General features: G+C 54.4%; 21 protein-coding genes. 7 read left to right on the forward strand and 14 right to left on the reverse strand.

The annotated features are described in order from the left end of the window. On the reverse strand, positions 1-114 hold a 114-nt coding region (locus MVO87_RS11305), incomplete at its 3' end, for a TFIIB-type zinc ribbon-containing protein (protein ID WP_524540275.1). A gap of 245 nt (positions 115-359) precedes the next feature. On the opposite strand from MVO87_RS11305, the gene MVO87_RS08450 reads away from it, so the two are divergent. The 3 genes from MVO87_RS08450 to MVO87_RS08460 are packed head-to-tail and all read left to right on the forward strand — an operon-like array spanning position 360 to position 3,111. Next, positions 360-1,505 (forward strand): DUF5711 family protein, encoded by a 1,146-nt coding sequence (locus tag MVO87_RS08450; RefSeq protein ID WP_297552889.1) that lies wholly within the window; start codon positions 360-362, stop codon positions 1,503-1,505. Continuing rightward, positions 1,487-2,404, forward strand: coding sequence for an ABC transporter ATP-binding protein (locus tag MVO87_RS08455; RefSeq protein WP_297552883.1), 918 nt, complete (start codon positions 1,487-1,489; stop codon positions 2,402-2,404). The genes MVO87_RS08450 and MVO87_RS08455 overlap by 19 nt, the downstream gene beginning before the upstream one ends. Continuing rightward, positions 2,392-3,111: an ABC transporter permease gene (locus MVO87_RS08460; RefSeq protein WP_297516736.1), complete on the forward strand. Its 720-nt coding sequence runs from the start codon at positions 2,392-2,394 to the stop codon at positions 3,109-3,111. Before MVO87_RS08455 ends, MVO87_RS08460 begins: the two co-directional genes overlap by 13 nt. On the opposite strand, the gene MVO87_RS08465 is transcribed toward MVO87_RS08460, so the two are convergent. From MVO87_RS08465 to MVO87_RS08485, 5 genes are all read right to left on the reverse strand, one after another. Beyond that, positions 3,086-3,259, reverse strand: coding sequence for a hypothetical protein (locus MVO87_RS08465; protein WP_297516734.1), 174 nt, complete (start codon positions 3,257-3,259; stop codon positions 3,086-3,088). The genes MVO87_RS08460 and MVO87_RS08465 overlap by 26 nt on opposite strands. A 38-nt stretch (positions 3,260-3,297) precedes the next feature. Next, positions 3,298-5,178: an ABC transporter substrate-binding protein gene (locus MVO87_RS08470; protein ID WP_297552885.1), complete on the reverse strand. Its 1,881-nt coding sequence runs from the start codon at positions 5,176-5,178 to the stop codon at positions 3,298-3,300. Between the two features lie 87 nt (positions 5,179-5,265). Next, a complete protein-coding gene (gene relB, locus MVO87_RS08475; RefSeq protein ID WP_297516731.1) occupies positions 5,266-5,832 on the reverse strand; it encodes a type II toxin-antitoxin system RelB family anti-toxin in 567 nt (188 codons plus the stop codon). A gap of 256 nt (positions 5,833-6,088) precedes the next feature. Beyond that, complete coding sequence (locus tag MVO87_RS08480; RefSeq protein ID WP_297516729.1) at positions 6,089-6,955, reverse strand: DMT family transporter; 867 nt, start codon at positions 6,953-6,955, stop codon at positions 6,089-6,091. A gap of 159 nt (positions 6,956-7,114) precedes the next feature. After that, positions 7,115-8,815, reverse strand: coding sequence for a DUF2226 domain-containing protein (locus MVO87_RS08485; protein WP_297516755.1), 1,701 nt, complete (start codon positions 8,813-8,815; stop codon positions 7,115-7,117). A gap of 117 nt (positions 8,816-8,932) precedes the next feature. On the opposite strand from MVO87_RS08485, the gene MVO87_RS08490 reads away from it, so the two are divergent. Next, entirely contained in the window at positions 8,933-10,396 is a 1,464-nt protein-coding gene (locus tag MVO87_RS08490; protein WP_297516753.1) for a DHH family phosphoesterase, read from the forward strand. On the opposite strand, the gene MVO87_RS08495 is transcribed toward MVO87_RS08490, so the two are convergent. Genes MVO87_RS08495 through MVO87_RS08515 form a run of 5 tightly spaced genes read right to left on the reverse strand, consistent with a single transcriptional unit; the run spans position 10,393 to position 13,006 of the window. Then, positions 10,393-10,602: a PRC-barrel domain-containing protein gene (locus MVO87_RS08495; protein ID WP_297516751.1), complete on the reverse strand. Its 210-nt coding sequence runs from the start codon at positions 10,600-10,602 to the stop codon at positions 10,393-10,395. The two genes, MVO87_RS08490 and MVO87_RS08495, sit on opposite strands and share 4 nt — an antisense overlap. Positions 10,603-10,646: 44 nt before the next feature. Next, entirely contained in the window at positions 10,647-11,183 is a 537-nt protein-coding gene (locus MVO87_RS08500) for a hypothetical protein (RefSeq protein WP_297516727.1), read from the reverse strand. Next, positions 11,180-11,815, reverse strand: coding sequence for a DUF120 domain-containing protein (locus MVO87_RS08505; protein WP_297516725.1), 636 nt, complete (start codon positions 11,813-11,815; stop codon positions 11,180-11,182). Before MVO87_RS08505 ends, MVO87_RS08500 begins: the two co-directional genes overlap by 4 nt. After that, entirely contained in the window at positions 11,812-12,393 is a 582-nt protein-coding gene (locus tag MVO87_RS08510; RefSeq protein ID WP_297516723.1) for an endonuclease V, read from the reverse strand. Before MVO87_RS08510 ends, MVO87_RS08505 begins: the two co-directional genes overlap by 4 nt. Further along, positions 12,386-13,006 carry a translin family protein gene (locus tag MVO87_RS08515; RefSeq protein ID WP_297516721.1) on the reverse strand — a complete coding sequence of 207 codons (621 nt, stop codon included), beginning with the start codon at positions 13,004-13,006 and terminating at the stop codon, positions 12,386-12,388. Before MVO87_RS08515 ends, MVO87_RS08510 begins: the two co-directional genes overlap by 8 nt. A gap of 326 nt (positions 13,007-13,332) precedes the next feature. On the opposite strand from MVO87_RS08515, the gene MVO87_RS08520 reads away from it, so the two are divergent. Further along, on the forward strand, positions 13,333-14,550 hold the full coding sequence (locus MVO87_RS08520) for a methionine adenosyltransferase (protein ID WP_297516749.1): 1,218 nt from the start codon (positions 13,333-13,335) through the stop codon (positions 14,548-14,550). A gap of 47 nt (positions 14,551-14,597) precedes the next feature. On the opposite strand, the gene MVO87_RS08525 is transcribed toward MVO87_RS08520, so the two are convergent. Next, positions 14,598-14,813, reverse strand: coding sequence for a hypothetical protein (locus MVO87_RS08525; protein ID WP_297516719.1), 216 nt, complete (start codon positions 14,811-14,813; stop codon positions 14,598-14,600). A gap of 130 nt (positions 14,814-14,943) precedes the next feature. Here MVO87_RS08525 and MVO87_RS08530 point away from each other — a divergent pair, with 130 nt between their 5' ends. After that, the gene (locus MVO87_RS08530) at positions 14,944-15,591 is read left to right on the forward strand and encodes a metallophosphoesterase (protein WP_297516717.1); all 648 of its coding nucleotides are present in this window, start codon (positions 14,944-14,946) and stop codon (positions 15,589-15,591) included. 140 nt (positions 15,592-15,731) lie between these two features. After that, the gene (locus MVO87_RS08535; protein ID WP_297516714.1) at positions 15,732-16,205 is read left to right on the forward strand and encodes a hypothetical protein; all 474 of its coding nucleotides are present in this window, start codon (positions 15,732-15,734) and stop codon (positions 16,203-16,205) included. On the opposite strand, the gene MVO87_RS08540 is transcribed toward MVO87_RS08535, so the two are convergent. Both MVO87_RS08540 and MVO87_RS08545 read right to left on the reverse strand, forming a co-directional pair. Then, positions 16,202-17,371 (reverse strand): pyridoxal phosphate-dependent aminotransferase, encoded by a 1,170-nt coding sequence (locus MVO87_RS08540; protein WP_297516747.1) that lies wholly within the window; start codon positions 17,369-17,371, stop codon positions 16,202-16,204. The two genes, MVO87_RS08535 and MVO87_RS08540, sit on opposite strands and share 4 nt — an antisense overlap. A gap of 93 nt (positions 17,372-17,464) precedes the next feature. Further along, positions 17,465-17,856 (reverse strand): DUF763 domain-containing protein (locus tag MVO87_RS08545; protein ID WP_297552887.1); only part of this gene is annotated, 392 nt, incomplete at its 5' end.

Below are 17,856 nucleotides of genomic sequence, written 5' to 3' on the forward strand. Positions count from 1 at the left end.
CCTGAGGTTCCCGCTCAGGTGGTTTGGGAAACCGCAGTACGGACAGACGGCAACAATCGTTTCCGGGGTCACCTCAAGGGGTGCCCCGCATCGTTCACACTTGAAGGCCTCCATGGGCATCACTCATCTTAGTTACGTTGAAACTCTTTTTAAGGATGTCCCAGGATTCTTTATGTCCCTGTTTGGACATTAGGAATGAACTAAAATGGAACAGTTCCTCACGCAATTGGCCTCATAAAAAAGAGAGGGAGCTTAGTAATACCCAGCATGGTTCACTATCCTATCAGAGAAGGCTCTCCCTAACCTTAGTTATGCAAAGATTTTTAGGAGCCAACCAGAAACGAACGCCGGTGTGGAAGATGAAGACCCGAACGCTCGTTGCAATCGCGCTCATCCTGCTGGTTCAGCCTCACGTTCTTGCCCTTCAGCCATCCCACCTCTGGAGTTACTCCGATACCTGCGCCGTGTTCTCAATGGCAATCAACGATAACGGGACAATCGGCCTCGCCTTCGGCTACTACGCGGAGCTGTTGAGTCCCGACGGAAAACTTCTCTGGAAAGCGCCGACGCGTGGAATAGCGTACTCCTCAGCGCTCTCCGAGGGCGGTACCCTCCTAATCGGAACTGAAGGCAGATGGCTTCAGGCCTTCGGAGATGGGAAGGTTTTATGGGAGATGGAACTCAAAAACGCCGTCGTTAGCGTTTCAATTTCTTCCAACGGTAGCGTTGCTGTCGCTGGTGACGCCTCAGGATGGGTTTATCTGTTCCAGGACGGAAAACTCCTCTGGAAAAAGCGCGTTGGGAACTACACCTGGAGCGTTTTGCTCCAGAACGGCACCGTTTTTGTTGGGTCCGATTCGGGGCTCTACTCCTTCTCGGTCTCTGGAAAACTCCTCTGGCACGATAATCCTGGCCCCGTGAGAAAAGTCCTAACCGCCAAAAATGAAGTTTTAGCTCTCGTGGTTCCCCAGTCGGAGTCGTGGAGCGAGGTCGTTGCTTATTCACTCGATGGAAGGGTTCTCTGGGAGAAGAAATTCAACGGCTACGCGAGGGCCATCTCAACCGACGGAAAGAGCATCGCTGTTGCCGGAAACTTCGGCAACGTTACCCTGCTCGACCTCGATGGAGAGGCTATCTACTCCGTCCCGCTGGTTGGTTACGCCTACGACATCGCAACGATGAATAACTACACGGTTGTCAGTTACGGAAAGACTGCTGAGCTGATTTCTCCAAACGGAACCGTTGACTGGTTCCAGCGTTTTAACGGAACGGCTTACCATGTTGCGTTCTCGCCGAAGGGTTATTTCCTTACCGAGTACGGCTCCCACGACGTCCAGAACTGCTACAGCGTCATAGAGGCGTGGGCCCTTGGGAGGGTCTCACCGACAGTGTCTGCAACTGAAACCTCAACTCGTGAAGGCTTCGGCTTCAACCCTTACATCGGCGCCCTCCTCTTAGGGGCGGTCGTTCTCATGGGGGTTCTGCTATGGAGGAAGCGGTCGTAGCTAACAACCTCGTCAAGCGCTACGGCGATTTCGAGGCGGTAAGGGGAATCAGCTTCAAGGTCAGGAGGGGAGAGGCCTTCGCCTTACTCGGTCCCAACGGGGCGGGGAAGACAACAACCGTGAGAATGCTGACGACCCTTACTTCCATAACCTCCGGCGAGGCCTACGTGAACGGCTTCAATGTCAAGACCGAGAGGCTTGCGGTGAGGCGCTCGATAGGCCTCGTTCCAGACGTTTCAAATCTTTACGACGAGCTGACCGTTAGGGAAAACCTGCTCTTCATGGCAAAGCTCTACAACGCCCCCCGCGAGAGGGTAGATGAGCTGATAAGGGAGTTCGAGCTCCCAGCCGATAAGAAGTTCGGGAGGCTGAGCACCGGATTCAAGAGAAGGGTTACGATAGCCTCGGCCCTCGTCCACGAACCCGAAATCCTCTTCCTCGACGAGCCGACGAACGGCCTGGACGTTCACTCCGCGAGGGCCGTTAGGGCCCTAACCCGCGCCCTGAACAAGCAGGGGATGACGGTCTTCATAACGACCCACAACATGGTTGAGGCCGAGACGATTCCCCAGAGGATAGCGATAATGAAGGCAGGAAGGATAGTCGCAGAGGGCAAGAGGATCGAGCTCGCGAAGCTGGTTGGGAGAAAAACCGTCGTCAGGCTCTCGGTCGAGCCCCTGAGCTCTTCCCTTCTGAGGGCCCTTGAACGCTACAATCCTTCCTTCGAGGAGGGGAAGCTCGTCTTCGAGGTTGATGACGTTGACCGCTTTCTGGAGGAGCTGTACTCGCTCAAAGCTGAGCTCGGCTTTAGGGTTACCTCCCTGTGCACTGAGATTCCCGGAATTGAAGACGTCTTCGTCGAGCTGACCAGGTGCCCGTGTGGGGGGTGTCCCCTTTGAAAGTTCTGACAATAGCGGAGAAGGAGCTGAGGGAGTACCTGTTGAAGCCCGGTTCAATAAGCTGGGGCGTCGTTTTCCCGGTCGTCTTCACCTTGGCGTTTGCAGTGCGCTTCGGCGACGTTGACCACCTCGCCCCCGGCCTTCTTTCCATCTCGGTCCTCTTCGGCACGACCTCCTTCGTTTCCTCTTCGGTAATTTTTGAGAGAAGGCTGAGAACGTTTGAGAGGCTCCTCGTTGCGCCAGTAAGCTACCTTGAGATTGTCCTCGCGAAAGTTCTGACCGGTTCCCTCTTCGGGCTCTTCGTCGGCCTCGTGAGCTTGCTCTTCCTGAGGTTCTTCATGGTGTATCCAATCTGGAGCATTACTCTCCTCGTGGTCTATCTCGTTCTCTCGGCGGTCGCCTTCTCCGCCCTCGGCCTCTACGTCTCCCTCGTCGTTGAGAACCCGATAAACGCCATGACGTGGCTCAACCTCATAAGACTGCCCATGATGTTCACGAGTGGGGCAATAGTTTCCCTCCTGCTCTTCCCGAGGTGGTTTATAGCCGTAGGCCTGCTCACCCCAATGACGTACTCCGTTGATGGCCTGCGCTTCGCGATGCTTCACTACTACGACGTCGTCAATCCCCTCTACTCTCTCCTCGTCCTGCTCCTGCTTGCGATGGTCTTCGTTTACCTCTCGGTCACGAGGATTGAGCACCTTTACTGAACCTGAGGGCGAAAAACAGGATTACCATGAAGACGGTTATGTACTCGCTCCAGACGAAGGGAACAACTCCGATAACGCCAAGCGTGAAGATTACCGCGAGGATTATCACGATGACGAGCAGAACCCTGTAGGCAGTTCTCCTCTCCATGTCATCACCGGAAAAGAAAAGGGAATGGGACTTAAAAATCAGCCGGTCGCGTTGGCCGTCGTGTTGGCTGAGCAGACGAGGGGCTGAGGCTGATACTTGAAGAGCTCGGGGTGAAGTAGTTCTGCCATCTCTTTGATTGCCAGCACAATCCTCGGACTGGGCCTCTGGAAGACGTTGGGGTCGCTCACGGTGTATACTCTACCCTCCTTGGCGGCTTTTATCGTCGAGAGCGGGCCCGAGCAGAATATCTTCGGGTCAACGTAGGCCGAAGCTATAATCACCACGTCGGGGTTCCTCGCCACTATCTCCTCAGCACTGACCGCTTTCCAGCCAGTAACGTCCTCGAAGGCGTTCTTACCACCGGCAATCCAGATTATGCTATCTGCGAAGGTGTCCTTCCCTGCTATCCAGTAGCCGTTGTAGGTGCTGACGAGGTACATAACGCTCGGCCTGCTCGCATTTGCGACGAGGCTTTCGATGTGGCTTATCTGGCTCTTCATCTCGGCTACGACGAGGGAAGCCTGCGCCTCCCTGTTGAGGACCTTTCCGAGTAGCTCAACCTGCTGGTAGATTCCTTCGATGCTCTTCGGGTTAACGATTACGACGGGTGCAATTTTCTCAAGGTCTTCGAGGAAGCCCTGCTTGTAAAACACGGCGTTGTCCGCTATAATCAGGTCTGGCTTGAGCTTTGCAATCTCTTCGAGGTTCGCGTAGGCTCCGTAGCCACCAATTCTGGTAATGTTCTTAACCGCCGGAGGCCAGTCTGCATACTTCGTAACTCCGACGAGCTTGTTGCCGGCCCCGAGGTAGAATATCGTCTCGGTGATGCTCGGGGCGAGTGAAACAACCCTCTGAGGCTCCTTCGGGATTGTAACGGTCCTGTTGGCCATATCCTTAATCGTGAGCGGGTAGCCCGTCTTGAAGGCCTCTGGGTGGAGGATTCTTGCAATGGTCTCGATTCCACGGATGAGCCTCGGGCTCGGATGAATGAGGTCGTTCTCGTTCTCAATCATGTAAACGCGGCCGTTCTTAACCGCGCTGGTTCCAGCGAAGAGCTTGTAGGCTTCCTCAACGGTCATACCGCAGTGGGGGGTGAGTATTATGACGTCCGGGTTCCTTACGAGAACCTCCTCAAGGCTGACCTGAGGCCAGTTCTTGGTGTCGTTGAAGATGTTCACACCGCCGGCGATGCCGATGATGTCACTTATAAAGGTGTTTCCCCCGGCCGTCGTTAGCGGGTCGTTCCAGACGACGTAGAGGACCTTAACCTTGGGTTTACCCTTCATGAGCTCCTTCATTGCATCGACCTTGGCGTTGAACTCGTTGATGACCTCTTTGGCCTTATCTTTTTTGTTGAATGCCTTGCCGAGGAGTTCTATCGCCTCGGGTATCTCGTCGAGGCTCTTGGGGGCCACGATTATAACCGGTGCAATCTTCTCAGGGCTCTCAAGGTAGCCCTGCTTGTAGAGGACGGCGTTGTCGGCTATGATTAAATCCGGCTTGAGGCTGGCTATATTCTCAAGGCTTGCGTAAGCTCCATAACCACCGACGCTGGGGATGTCTTTAACCTCGGAGGGCCAGTCCTCGTAGCCGGTGTCTCCAACGACCCTGTCAAGAAGGCCGAGGTAGTAGAGGTCCTCGGTTATGGCAGGTGCAAGGGAAACAACCCTTTGAGGTTCTTCTTTGATTGTTACCGTTCTGTTCATGAAGTCCTTGACCGTTATCGGATAGTAGCCCTTCTCGGTCTGGGTCGTGCTGGAGCTGGTTGCTTGACTCGTCGTTGAGGTCGTTGGGCTGGTTGGTGTAGCTGTGGTCGAGGGGGATGAGGTTGAGCTCGTGCTCTCGTTTGAGGCGATACAGCCCGTCGCTACAACGGCTCCCAGCAGGAGCAGGACGACGAGGAGTGCGGTTCTCTTCATGGTTATCACCTGGACGTTTTGTCCGGATTAAATGTCCAGGGATGTTGAGAAGGAGGGGTTTTTAAAGTTGTGGTCGGGGGAGAAAAGTCATGTTTTGCCGACCCTGAAAAGGTCAACCCGCGTTATGATTCCCACTATCTTGCCCTCCCTGTCCTGGACGAGAACTGCTGGATGGTCCTCAAGGAGGTACTTAACGACCTCCAAGTCCTCGTCCTCGTTGACTATCGGGAAGGGCTCCTCCATCACTTCCATAACCTTATGGTCGTAGATATCCTCATATTCGAGGCTCTGCCTAACAAGTGTTCGCTCCGTCACCGAGCCGACGACCTTGTTTCCAGAAACGACGGGAATCTGGGAGATGTTATGCTCGTTCATCAGCTTGATAACGCGCTCCACCTTCTCGTAGGGTTTAACTGAAATAACAGGAGATGACATGATGTCTTTTGCTTTGGGCTGGGCCCTTTTGCACTCGAGGAGGGCCTGGAGAATTCGATTCAGCGTTGAGAGCCTCGGGTCAACCTTACCGGCCTCGAGCTTCGCTATGTAAGCCTGCGTTACGCCGGCTTTTCTGGCGAGCTCCTCTTGAGTTATGCCGAGCTCCTTTCGAATTCGCCGTATTTCCCTGGAGTCAATCGGCCGGGGAATGACCACCATAAATAACCACCGGTTATTAAACGCGATTAGGGGTTATAAGCCTTCCTCAGAAGGGCGTCGAATTGTGGGCCGGGCACAGAGGCCCGCGCTCATTCGCTCACGCGGGTGGATGCTCCCGGCCCTGTGGGCTCGGCGTGAGCACGCTCCGCTCATCGAACCCGACTACCTCGCGGAGGCGGGAAACCGAGCCCGTGCGAGGAGACGAATTGTCCCCTCGCTGTCGGCGGTTAAGAATAGGACGGGAGACTTAAAAGCTTTAGCCGATGGATATGAGAATCACGCCGAGGACGGCCAGGATTAGTCCCTCGAATATCCTCGCGTTTGGTTTCTCCCTCAGTAGGAGAACCGCGAGCAGGGACGCTATTATCGGGTTTATCGCCGAGACTGGAGCGGCTATCGGCGAGCCGACGAGGGAGACAGAGTAGACGAAGAGGTATTGACCGAGGATTAGGCCGAGAACCGCCGCACCGACGAGGACTAATGCTTCTCTTCTGCTTATCCTCCTCACCTCTTCCCCGTACCTCGGGAGAAAAACCGAAACTCCAAGGGCCGCGAAGACCATTCTAACTCCCGCCAGCTGGAGCGAGGGTATACTCTTCGTCAGGTAGTCCATTATCGTTATGGCGACGCTCCACGAGATTGGTGCTATGAACGCGAAGATGAAACCGAGCCTGTCAGCGTGCTCCTCTTCCTCGGCCCTCTTGACGATTATTATAGCCAGGACGACAAGAACCGCTCCGATGATTACGTGGGGCTTAACAGTTCTGCCGAGGAAGAGTATAGCCCACAGGATTGCCCAGAGGGGATAGGTAGATGTTATCGGTACTGTTCTTGAAACGCCCATTCTCTTGAGGGCGTTGAAGTAGAAGTAGTCCCCTATGACGAAGCCGAACTGGGCGGATATGAAGGCGAGGATGAGTAGCTTTGCAGGCAGTTTGAAGACGCTCAGGTTTCCTGTGAGTGCGAAGATGAGCAGAAAGAGAGCTGAGGCAACGTAGAGCCTGAATATGTTGGCGCCGATGGGGGAGAGTCTTCTCAGTCCCACCCGGACGAGTATCGTTGAGGACGCCCACGAGAAGGCCGATGCAAGTGCCAGTGCAACTCCGAGGATTAGCGTTTGCATGGTCCTCGCTCACATTGAAGCCTTAAAAAATTAGTGCTTTAACGTTTAGATAAAAGTATGAAAAAGACCTTAATAATCACGCGCCAACTATCAGCGATGATGACCTCGGCAGGGCTGACGTCAGGATGATGACGATCTTGAGTGCTGAAAATAGAAAGGTCAGCGGAGGATTACGTTAATCTTCTTTGGCCTTATTGCAACGCTGTACTCGCTTGAGACGTCGCGGATGATTCTGTTTATCGTTTCCGTGATGTCCCTCTTTATCCTCTCGTCCGAAACACCGGAGTACGCGCCGAAGAGACCGCCAACGCTCTCCTTGACAAAAGATGCCTCGATGTCAACGTAAACCGTCGAGCCCTGAATCTCGTGGTTGAGCTTGAGCCACTTGAAGGTGACCCTTGGTATAAGCTTGAGCTCGGCGTGGATTCTGTTCTTGAGGGTTTCTATTGCCGGCTCGATTCTGCTCCTCAGCAGGGTCTCCTCGGCTTCTTTCTTCTTTTCCTCGGTGAGCGGTGCGAGCTCCTCTATTCCCGCCTCTTTCAGAAGCCTCTCGACTTCCTTCTCAAGCAGTTCCTTCTTGGCAAGTATCTCCGCCGCTTTTCCGCTCGTTACAGTCTTCTTCGCCGGCGCCGGTCTCTTGAGGGACCTCTCCACGAGCTCAACTTCAACGTTGTGGACGGTTATGTAGCGGTTTATCGAGCTTGAGAGCTCTTTGGCGTGCCTGCTGAGAATCGTTCTGATGGTTTTCTCCGTAGTCGCCTTGTCAAAGGGGCCTTCAACGGCAATGGAGAGGTTTATCTCGAATTCTCTCCTTCCCTTCACGTCAAAGTATGCCCTGGTGACCTTCATTCCAGCCGTTTCAAGCTCTTTGACGACGGTTCTCGCGAAGTTGCTGAAGTACGGCCAGACGTCTTCGAGAACAGAAAGCTGAATCCTTCCATCCTTCGTTACGGCTCCGGTCTTCTTCTTGTCCTTCTCAACTATCTCCTGGGGTCTAGCCTCCTCACCGTTGAGAACGACGCTTATGTCTCTGAGTATGGGCTTGTACTCGGCCTCCCTGAGGATTATCGGCGCGTGCTTGCTGACTATGTGGAACAGTCTCTTCTCGGCTATCTCAAGGCTTCTCTTGTCCGTGCTCTCGGAGCTTCCGTAGACGTGAACGTTGAGGTAAACGACTCCCTCACCTACGTTTGCGTCAAACTCTATCCTGTTTACTGAAACGCCCCTTATCCTACTCGCCTCTTTGATGATGTTCTCAGCGTACTTCTTGAAGGCTTCCTCTGGGATTTTTCCTCCGGTGAAGTTAACCACTATCTCTGGCTTTCCTCCAACGGGTTTCGGAGCAGGTTTGGGGGCAGGTTTGGGAATGGCGGTCGGAGCAGGTTTTTCTTCAATCGTGGGTTTCTCTTTGGGCTTTTCCTCTGGAATCTGCCTCGGTTGTGGTCTGGGAACTTCAATTTTCGGTGGCTGAACTGACCCACCGGAGAAGAGCTCCTCCAGGGGTATCTTGGGGGTCTCAGAGTAAACGTCAAGGTTCTCAGCGATTGAAAGCTTCATTTCAATCTCGTCGAGGGAATAAACGTCAACGACCATTGGCCTGCCGAGCAGAGATTTGAGAAGGTTAACTGCATCCGCTCCAATCAGCGTTTGCTTATTGTCAACTATAAGGCATTCCACCGCCAAAACCTTTGAGCTATCGAAGAGCACCGTTATGTAGTACTTCGCCTTCTTGTCCTTGGCGAATATCTTGAGGAATGCCCCCTTGCCCTCACTGAGGGCTTTTTTGATGAGTTCAGTGAGCTCGCCCGCCGACGTTACCACGACGTTCTCGACGAGCGGTGCCTTGTCCGGTAACTGCATCTCCACCACCATTAGCTATATATATCTCTATCCGCTTAAAGAACTCGGAAGGAATTCACGGCTTAGTATATCAAAGCCCCTATTTAAACATTGTTGTGCAGAAAACGGGTGATGCTGATGAGAATCCTCATCCTCGGTGGAGGGGTCCTCGGACGCTCGATAGCCGAGGCACTCAAGGGAGAGTTTGACATAGTCATCGTTGAGAAGGACGAAATCCGCGCACGGGCTCTGGAGGAGAGCGGTTTCCACGTCGTCCAGGGCGACTTCTCCTACACCGCTACCCTCCTGAAGGCTGGAGTTGAGAAGTCGGAACTAGTAATAATCACAACCATGGACGTTGATACAATCAAGAAAACGGTCTATGTAATCAGAACCAACAACAAGGAGGTTCCAATACTCACCGTTCTTCCGGATGAAATCAGCCTTGAGGAACTCACCGAGAACATAAAGGAGAGCTTTGAAGCCGACGTCAAAGTGGATTACGCCATCTCTCCGAGAACCGCCCTGAGGGACGCCCTTATCGGCATGGTGAAGCACATCGGCGAGCGGAAGAACGTCAACCTCCTCGTGAAGAAGCTCCGCGAGCTGAAGAACGAGAGCAATTCCCTCCTCATCGTCATGCACGACAACCCCGACCCAGATTCCCTTGCGAGCGCCGCCGCGCTGAGCCTCATAGCCCAAACGCTCGGCTTCAAGACAAAGATAGTCCACGGGGGTGAGATAACCCACCACGAGAACAGGGCCTTTGTAAACCTCCTCGGAATCGAGGTCACGCGCGTCTCCCGGGGCTCCTACGAGCTGAAGCGCTACCCATTCATAGCGCTCGTTGACTGCCAGCCAAACGGGAACCTCACCATCCTTGAAAGCTCCGACTACGGCAGGATTAAAATCGTCATAGACCACCACCAGGTTCTCCAGCACCTCTCGGACGTCATCCCCGAGGACGCGTTCCTTGACATCAGGCCCGATGTCAACTCGGCCTCCTCGATTCTGGTCGAGTACCTCAGGGGGCTCAACATCTCGGTTTCGCCACCGCTCGCAACTGCCCTCTTCTACGGAATCTACATAGACACGAAGAAGTTCTCGAAGCTGAGCCCCGTTGACCTGAAGGCGATAGAGTTCCTGGCCGGTAAAGTTGACTACGAGCTCCTTGACAAGATTGAGCACCCTGACATTAGCACCGAAACTGCCGAAATCCTTGCGAGGGCCATAATGCACAGGAGGATTTACAAGAACGTCATAATAAGCAACGTGGGATTCATAACCAACCGCGACGCCCTTGCGGAAGCGGCGGACTTCCTCCTCCGCCTTGAGGGAATAACAACGGTTCTCGTCTTCGGCATAGTGGACGACAAGATTGAGATTTCCGCGAGGACGAGGGACGTTAGAGTAAACATCGGCGCGGTGATGAAAGAGGCCTTCGGTGAGATGGGAAGCGGTGGTGGCCATGCCAGAGCCGGCGGTGCGAGGATAAGCCTCGGAATCTTCAAGCTCGCCAAGGACAAGAACTCCCTGCTGAAGCTCGTGGAAGAGGCTGTCACAGAAAGGTTCTTAGAAGCGTTAAAGGTGAAAGAGGGCTAATCCTCCTTCGCTTTCACGAGAACGATGTCGCCGATGGCCGTGACGCGGTCGTAGGGAATTCCAACCTTTTCACCGGGCAGGACAAGCGCGAGAACCTTTCCCCTTCCCTGGTCAATATCGATTAGAACCTCATCAACGTAACCAACGTAGTAGCCCTTTGTGTTGTAAATCTGCTTGCCGTAAAGCTTTGAGAGCCTCATCACCATTTCAATCACCGCCTTAGGTTATCAATGAGCATATTTAAGCGTTGCTACTTGCCTTTCTTGCCGAAGTTCCTGAACTTCTCGAAGCCCCACCTGCCGAGCGCCCCGAAGAAGGTGAGCGCCATCGCACTGCCGGTGACGATGAGTATCGCGGTAACCCCGTGTTCCACCGACTGCAGGGGGCCGTAGTCCTTTAGGAGGAGCAACACCGCAGACGCTCCCCCAAGGTACGTTGCGGGGCTTAGAAGGGCGTCCGTGAAGTTCGTGGGCTTGATGAAAAGGCTCGTCCCGAGGACGATTCCAAGCATGATATTGGCGAAGGTTGCGTTTATTCCTCTGTTTGCCCACCAAAGGGCGAGGGCAAGCGTCACAACCGCGCCGAGGGCGAAGGAAACTGCTGAAGTCCTGAAGTCCCATTCTTCGTCGGCCCTCAGGCCGAGAATGGCCCCGATGATGAGCCCCACGTAGATTCCGTATGAGAAGAGCTGGTTTTCGTAGGGCCCGTAGGCGAAGACCGCCAGGAGAAAACCGAAGAACGCACCAACCCCCGCAAACGTTAAAGTTGCTCCGACGTTGACCTTCATTCTACCACCTCAATCCTAATCCTGTCGCCGTCGTTGAGGCCGAGCTTTTTCCTCAGGTTTACCGGAGCCACTATCTCTGCAATCTTGGGGGGATGGACTGTTCTTGAGGGTATCACAATCGCCCCCTCAACGCCGTCAATCCTCACGCGGTAGGCCTTAACGTCGCCGAAGGTCCTCCCCTCCCTGGTAAAACCCGGGATTATAACGGGCCTCGCGTTGCAGAGGGCATCGAAGACCGTCTTTGGGAAGAGGACTCGGACGTTCAGCGTTCCGGGATAGGGCTCAAATCCAAGGTACTCCCTAATTAGGGGCGCGTACTGCCTGACGTAGTAGGCACCTTCTCCGAGGCCCGAAACGACCTCCCCGACAATCACGCCGGTCGAGAGGGCCTCTGAAATCTCGTCGCAGAGCCTCTGAAGGAAGCTTGCCCCTTCGGGCGTTACCTCCATGAGGGTCTTCTTACCCGCCACGTTCCTTTCTATCAGCCCCTCTTCCTCCATCTCCCTGAGGAGCCTCAAAACAGTTTGAGGTGAGACCCCAAGCTCGTCCGCGAGCTCTCTTACTGTAATGCGAACCATCTTTCCGACAGCACCTTTTCTTGCGAGTGCAACGAGGAGCTTTATCTTTTTCATTTTCTCACCCTTGAAAGCCTGTCAGCGAGCCTGAGCGGTTTTGGATAGCTTTCGCCAAGTGCCTTCACGACCTCAACCGCCGACCTCAAATCGACCAGATGTCCGACGCTTACATAAGCTTTTCCTACCCTTTCGTAGAGGTTCTCCGGCACACTGCGGAGCGCTCTCTTTGCCACGCCTATGACGGGCCTTCCGAGGATTAGCCCGATGTGGGAAGCCAGTCCGTAGCCTCGAGGGTGTGCCCTCCCGTGGCCCTCAACAAGAAGAACGTCGAAGTCCGCTTTTTTGACTACCCTCAGGACCGGTCCAGTCTCGCGGAGGAAAAAGTAGGTGGGAACGTAGGGAAAGGCCACCTTGACCCTGGCTGTTCTCGTCTCGATTGGCTCGCACTCGGGAAAGGTGCATATTACGAGGGCCGAGACTGCATCATCTCCCCGGTAGGAGACGTCAACCGCTCCAACGGTCTTCACCCTGCTGATGTCGAGCGGTCTCTCGACTACCCTTCTTGAGAGACTCCTCTGGAGCTCGGCTATCTTTTTGAGTTTTTCGGTAATTATGTAATCCTTTAATTCAGTCATTCTTTAGGGCCTTTTCAAGTTTCTCCTCAAGGCTCCTGTTGAGCTTGGCCCTCGTGAGGTCTTCAAGGGTTCTCTCCAGGGCGTAGCGGGCCTGGTCCTGCTTCTGCCTCACGTTAACAAGCCCCTTTGGATACTCAAGCGTTATGAGGGCGTTGTGAACCCTCTCCATCTCACGGTAAACCGCCTCGGCGGTGTCGAGGTTTCCCTCAAGGAGCCTGTGGAGGAAGTACCTCCTGAGCTCGCCTATAAAGTCCCCGACGCCGAGAGCGTAGTCCGCCTCGGGGACACCGAGCTCTCCGGGAGTTGGGTACGGCCTTCCACGGACGTAGCTGAGAAGAAGGGACGCCTCGACGAACTCCTGATGGGCGGTCTGGACGTAGCCGGAGTAGTAGAGGTCAGGATGGTTCTTCAGCGTCTCCCTCAGCAGTTCCACCCGCTTTCCGGCTTCGCTCAACCGTTCCTCCGCAAGGTTTAAGTCGTTCCGGTGAACGGCCTTGACGGCATCTCCGCTGAGCCTCACTATTTCCCTCGTGACCTTGAGCGCCTCCTCCCTCAGGGAATCCTTCTCGTCGAGAACTTTTCGAACTGACTCGATTATCTCTTCTATCTCCATGTTCCCACCAGAGGGAATTGGAGAACGGACTTAAAAATGTGGGCCCGACCCATCCCCCACCATCATCGAAGGCGTCGCCAGTCTCCGGCGGTCCGGAGGAGGCGGGCCCTGTCCGCCCGGCATCGTCCACGGAACCTCATCGAAGGCTTAGCCCACTCCGTCCGGCGGGCCAACCGGGCGGGACCGTCGTAGAAAATTCTTCGGTCAAAATTTTAAGGCTTTCGAAGTTAATAACTCCCAGGAATGTTAGTTTTCCTAATTCATGCCGAAAATTATATAAGCGTTCCACCGAAGCGGGCTTTGCTAAAAGAAAGGTGGTGACGCTCATGGCTGAGAAGGTTAGGAACATCGTCGTTGAGGAGCTCGTCAGGACTCCAGTCGAGATGCAGAAGGTTGAGCTCGTCGAGAGGAAGGGAATCGGCCACCCCGACAGCATAGCCGATGGTATAGCCGAGGCCGTCAGCAGGGCCCTCAGCAGGGAGTACATCAAGAGATACGGCATCATCCTCCACCACAACACCGACCAGGTCGAGGTCGTTGGTGGCAGGGCCTATCCGCAGTTCGGCGGTGGTGAGGTCATCAAGCCTATTTACATCCTCCTCTCTGGAAGGGCCGTCGAGATGGTTGACCGCGAGTTCTTCCCGGTTCACGAGATTGCAATAAAGGCCGCGAAGGAGTACCTCAGGAAGGCCGTCAGGCACCTCGACATCGAGAACCACGTCATCATTGACTCCCGCATAGGGCAGGGAAGTGTTGACCTCGTTGGAGTCTTCAACAAGGCCAAGGAGAACCCGATTCCGCTCGCCAACGACACCAGCTTCGGTGTCGGCTACGCTCCGCTCAGCGAGACGGAGAGGATAGTCCTCGAGACTGAGAAAGCCCTCAACAGCGACGAGTTCAAGAAGGAGTGGCCGGCGGTTGGCGAGGACATCAAGGTCATGGGCCTCAGGAAGGGCGACGAGATTGACCTCACCATAGCTGCAGCCATAGTTGACAGCGAGGTCGCCAACCCGGACGAGTACATGGCCGTCAAGGAGGCCATCTACGAGAAGGCCAAGGAGATCGTCGAGTCCCACACCGAGAGGAAGGTCAACATCTACGTCAACACCGCCGACGACCCGAAGAACGGCATCTACTACATCACCGTCACCGGAACGAGCGCCGAAGCCGGTGACGACGGTAGCGTCGGAAGGGGCAACCGCGTCAACGGCCTCATCACCCCGAACAGGCACATGAGTATGGAGGCCGCCGCCGGTAAGAACCCGGTCAGCCACGTTGGAAAGATTTACAACCTCCTCTCAATGCTCATAGCAAACGACATCGCCGAGCAGGTCGAGGGCGTCGAGGAGGTCTACGTCAGGATACTCAGCCAGATAGGCAAGCCCATCGACGAGCCACTCGTAGCGAGCATCCAGATAATCCCGAAGAAGGGCTACTCAATTGACGTCCTCCAGAAGCCGGCCTACGAGATTGCCGACGAGTGGCTCGCCAACATAACCAAGATACAGAAGATGATTCTCGACGACAAGCTGAACGTCTTCTGAATTCCCTCCCCTCTTTTCCACTGTTCTGAAATCCAAAAGTTTAGAAGTCAGTAGGAGTAACTGCTCTGCTTGAGAGTCCTCAGGAGTCTGGCCTCTTCGGCCATTATGGCGAGCTTCTCGCTCTTGACTTTCGCGAGCTTAACGGCAACGTTCTTCTTCTGCTTGGCCATTCTAACGAGCCTCGCCTCCTCGAGGATGAGGAGCTCCTTCCTCTTCTTGACGACCTCAAGCCTCCTCTGGAGGATTGACTTAACCCTCTCCATGGTATCACCTACTCCATTAGGGGGGCCCTAAACCTTATAAGGTTTTCGGTGAACGTCAAAGTTTATTTCGTCAATCAGCGAAGTAAAGCTTAAGCGCATTGGGTCTTCCCGGTTACGGGGGTGAAAGGGGGTGAGGCTCGTCGCGATAACAGACCTTCACGGCAACGTGAAGATGAGCGAAAAACTTGCCGAGCTCCTCGTGGGAGAGAAGCCCGACGTTCTCCTCATAGCGGGCGACATAACCCACTTTTCGGGAGCCGAAACTGCCAGGAAGGTTCTCGGGCCCCTCCTTGAGACGGGCGTTCCAATACTCGCGGTTCACGGCAACTGCGACGGCAGGGACGTTCCAGAGTTGCTCGACGAACTTGGAATCTGGATTCACGACAGGAGAAGGGAGCTCAGCGGAATTGGATTCGTTGGAGTTGGAGGCTCAAACATAACGCCCTTCAACACAATCTGGGAGCTCAGCGAGGATGAAATTCGAGAAATCCTGCTGAGGAACTACCGCCCCGGCGATATAATTCTCTCCCACGTTCCGCCGAGAGACACAAAGGCTGACCTCGTCCATTCCGGCCTTCACGTCGGAAGCAGGGCTCTCAGAGAGTTCATCGAGGAGAACCAGCCGCCGCTTGTCATCACGGGCCACATCCACGAGGCGAGGAGCGTTGACCATGTTGGGGAAACGGTAATCGTGAACCCCGGCCCACTCTTCAGGAGGTACTATGCAGAAATAATCTTGGCCGATAATGTCATTAACGTTGAACTGAAGTCCCTCTGAAGTGTTCGTCATTCTTCCCATTAACTTTGGGTTCTGTTTAGTGGTAATTTTGAAACTACCACTTGATAATCATAAAGTCTGTCGCCCGTTCAACACCTACATAAAGAAAGGTTATAACAAATTGCCTCAACCCCCACGCGGTGGTAGTTGTGGAAGCGATGAGGGTGAAGCTGCCCGAGGAGACGGTTAAGCGCCTCAGGGCCGATTTGAGAGAGCTAAGAAGGGACATTCAGCGCCTGATGGTAGTTGATAACTATCCTCTCCTTCAAAGACTCGAAAAAGGCCCCAGTCCTGCCGATTGGGCAACATTCAGTGCCTACCTGCGGATGATTCACCTCAGTAATGATGTAATTCCCCGTGAGGTTAGGGAGCGGATTTCAAGGCACAGAAAGAGGTTTTTAGATGAAATAAACAAACGTCTTGCTAAGACCGGTGGGGGCTACTGGGTGACGATTGAGAACGGTGATACCCTGCTCAACTATTACGATGAGAGGGGTGGCCTCCGGAAGGTCAAGCTTGGCTACGTTGACGTTATGAACATACTCGGTGCGAGAAACGTTGATAGAGTCGTTGAGATAATAATAAAGAGAAGCAGGGGGATTTTTGGAGATTAAACGAGCTTTTTCTCCCTCAAAACCTTCTCCATCCTGTCCATAGCTTCCTCAAGCTTCTCATAAGCTGTTGCGTAGCTTATCCTTATGTAGCCCTCGCCAGCCTTTCCGAAGGCTGAGCCCGGAACGACAGCGACCTTGGCTTCTTTCAACATGAGCTCGCTGAACTCCTTGTCGGTTAAGCCGGTGTCCCTAATCCTCGGGAATATGTAGAACGCTCCCTTGGGCTTAACCGTTGGAAGACCCATCTCGTTGAGGCGCTTCCAGACGAGGTTCCTTCTCCTGTTGTACTCCTGTCTCATCTCTTCGACTGCCTTCCAGCTCCTCTCGTCCTCGAGGGCCTTCGCGGCGGCGTACTGGGCGAAGGTAACCGGACAGGTGGCGTTGTACATCTGGAAGCGAGTCATCTTCTCGATTATCCATGCGGGAGCCGCGACAAAGCCGAGGCGCCAGCCGGTCATGGCGAAGGTCTTGGAGAAGCCGTTTATCGTTATCGTCCGCTCGAACATGCCGTCGAGGGAAGCGATGCTGTGGTTCTTGGCCCCGTCGTAAACGAAGTGCTCATAAACCTCGTCGCTCAGGATTATGAGGTCGTGCTCGACCGCGAAGTCTGCAATCTCCTCAAGGTCCTTCTTAGTCAGAACCGCGCCGGTCGGGTTGTTCGGGGAGTTTATGATGAGCGCCCTGGTTTTGTCGCTCACGTGCTTTTCGAGGTCGTCAACGGAAAGGCGGAACTCGTTCTCCTCGTAGGTCGGGACCTCAATCGGTTTTCCTCCGGCGAGAATGACGGCCGGGGCATAGCTGACGAACATCGGACTCGGGATGAGGACTTCTTCCCCATCCTTGAGAAACGTTGCAAGGCCCATAATAAAAGCCTGGTTCGCCCCAACGAGCACCATTATTTCGCTCTTCGGGTCGGCCTCGATGCCGTTCTGCTTCCTGAGCTTTCTCGCTATCGCCTCGCGGAGCATCGGCAAACCCGCGTTCGGGCCGTAGTGCGTCATGCCCTTATCAAGGGCCTCCTTAGCGTATTCCTTTATATGCTCCGGCGTGTCGAAGTCAGGTTCACCGATTCCAAGTGATATGAGACCCTCAACGCCCTGGGCAAGGTCGAAGAGCTTTCTAATCTCAGAAGGGTTGACGAGTTCGAGTCTGTCGCTCAGCGCCATGAACCTCACCGCTCTTCCTTCTCGCCAATGTTTATAACCTTACCTGGACGAAAAGATGAACATCGAAGTGCTGATATGGACGTTGAGGCATATCTAAGGGGTTGGAGTTTTCTCCTCGCTGGGAAACTTCCAGTTCTTGGTAATCTTCGCCACGTTTCTAACGAGTACCCTCTCCTCGCGGTTTCTCTCGACGAGCTTCTCAAGGAAGGAGATTAGGTCGTCGTAGGTTCTCCTCTCGACAGGGAACGGAACGCGGTCCTTTCCGCCAAGGGCGTAGGTGAACTTGAAGGGGTCCGGCGGGTGCGTTACTCTGTCCTTCCAGCTCGGGGGCGTCTCATAGACCAGCTCGACCACGAGGGAGAGGGCCCTCAGCGTGCTCGGCCCAAGCCCCTTGAGGAGAAGAAGTTCCTCGTAGTTCCCAACGCCCAGCTCCCTCGCGAATTCAAGGGCCCTCGCGTTGAGCTCCAGTTTTCCAAGGCTCTCGT

Origin of the sequence: Thermococcus sp., assembly GCF_027063845.1 — an archaeon.
In the GTDB taxonomy this organism is placed as follows: Archaea; Methanobacteriota_B; Thermococci; order Thermococcales; family Thermococcaceae; genus Thermococcus.